Annotated in this window: 2 protein-coding genes; one reads left to right on the plus strand and one right to left on the minus strand. The window is 67.0% G+C overall.

The features are described from left to right. Positions 1-593, plus strand: a 593-nt coding sequence (locus CSQ99_RS30500; RefSeq protein WP_141562755.1) for an HNH endonuclease signature motif containing protein, incomplete at its 5' end; no start/stop codon positions are given. A gap of 8 nt (positions 594-601) precedes the next feature. On the opposite strand, the gene CSQ99_RS30505 is transcribed toward CSQ99_RS30500, so the two are convergent. Further along, the coding region (locus CSQ99_RS30505) for a DUF3516 domain-containing protein (RefSeq protein WP_141562756.1) at positions 602-2,098 on the minus strand (1,497 nt) is incomplete at its 5' end.

Genomic DNA, 2,098 nt, shown 5'->3' on the forward strand with positions numbered 1-2,098 from the left:
TCGAAGCCGGCTGGGACGCCGAGGTGGCCCGCCGCCCGCACGGGCAGCGTTGCACCGTCATCGCCCACCTCGACGTCAAGGATCAGGTCGCCCAGTTGCATCTGGGTCCGCTGCTGTCCGACGCCCAGCGCCAATACCTGACCTGCGACGCGACGTGTGAAGTGTGGTTCGAACGCGACGGCCAACCCATCGGCGCCGGGCGCGCCACCCGCACCATCAGCCGCCGCCTGCGGCGTGCTCTGGAATACCGCCACCGGACCTGCGCAGTGCCCGGGTGTGGCGCGACTCGTGGTCTACACGCCCACCACATCCGGCACTGGGAAGACGGTGGCCCCACCGAACTGCACAACCTGGTCCTGGTCTGCCCGTATCACCACCGCTGCCATCACCGCGGCGCCATCACCATCACCGGACCCGCACCCAACATCACCGTCACCGACAGCGACGGGCGAGAACTCAGCCCCGGATCGCTGGCCCGACCACCGAATCGACCCCCACCCGACGTCCCGCCCTACCGCGGACCCACCGGCGAACGCACCCAATGGCGACGATGGTATGTCCCCTTCCAACCCCAACCACCCACCAACAACTAACTCGATCTCTAATCGAGCCGTCCCGCGTCGACCACGCGAAGAACTGCGACGCCTTCCTCATCGGAGGCCTCCAGATCCACCTCGACGGCAAAGCTCCAATCGTGGTCGCCTGCAGGGTCGTCGAGGATCTGTCGCACCCGCCACTCGCCCGGTTGCCTGTCGATGATCAACAGCGCAGGACCGCGAGCGTCGGCCCCGATACCCACGTCGGCATGTTCGGCGAAGTACCCGTCGCCGACCTCGGCCCAGCGTTCAGACGTCCACCCTGAAGCCCCGTCCAATTCGGCAAGGTCGTACCAGCGCCGCCGCGCAAACAACTCGACGCGCCGGAACAGCGCATTGCGCACCATTGCGGTGAACGCCCGCTCGTTCCCGGTCAGCGGGCGCGGCCGGGCCGGCACCGCCACCGGGGCATCCAACGGCTGGTCGGGGCTGGTGAGCTCCTCCCATTCGTCGAGCAGGCTCGAATCAACCTGGCGCACAAGCTCGCCGAGCCACTCGACGATGTCGGTGACCTCCTCGGTCCGCGCCACTGCAGGCACCCCGGACCGCAGCGCCTTGAATGCATCGGAGAGGTAGCGCAGCACCGCGCCCTCGGCGCGGGTCAGCCCGTACACGCTGACGTATTCCCGGAACGTGAACGCCCGCTCCCACATTTCGCGGACCACGGACTTCGGTGACAACTCCCCGTCGGCGGCCCACGGGTTGCTCTGCAGGTACACCTCATACGCATGTCCCAGCAGTTCCTCCAACGGCTTGGGGTAGGAGACGTCGTCCAGCAGTTCCATTCGCTCGTCGTACTCGATGCCCTCAGCCTTCATCGCCGCGATGGCTTCGCCGCGAGCCTTCTTCAGCTGTGCGGCCATGATCTGACGAGGATCCTCGAGCGTCGCCTCGATGACCGAAACAACATCCAGCGCATAGGTCTCCGCGCTCGTATCGAGGACTTCGACCGCGGCCAACGCGAATGTCGACAGCGGCTGGTTCAACGCGAAGTCCGGTGGCAGATCCACCGTCAGCCGATAGCGACGCCCATCGGCTTCCGGTTCGTCGAGTCGCTCCACGACACCCGCCTGCAGCAGCGAGCGGGCGATGCCGACCGCTTCGCGGATGTGCCGAAGCTGGCGCTTGCGCGGCTCGTGGTTCTCGGTCAGCAATCGGCGCATCGCCGCGAACGGGTCACCAGGCCGGTCGACGACATCGAGGATCATCGCCGTCGACACCCGCATGTTGCTGGTCAGCGGCTCAGGGGCGGCGTCCACCAGCTTGGTCATCGTCTTGTCGCTCCACGGCACCATGCCCTCGGGCACTTTGCGGCGCACCAGCTTTCGTCGCTTCTTCGGGTCGTCGGCGACCTTCGTGAACTGCTTGAGGTTCTCCACCTCATGGTCGGGCGCCTGAACGACTACCGTGCCTGCGGTGTCGTAGCCCGCCCGTCCCGCCCGGCCGGCGATCTGATGAAACTCGCGCGCATTGAGCAGCCGGGTGCGTGTGCCGTCGTCCCT

This window comes from Mycobacterium neglectum (assembly GCF_002591975.1).
Lineage (GTDB): Bacteria > Actinomycetota > Actinomycetes > Mycobacteriales > Mycobacteriaceae > Mycobacterium > Mycobacterium neglectum.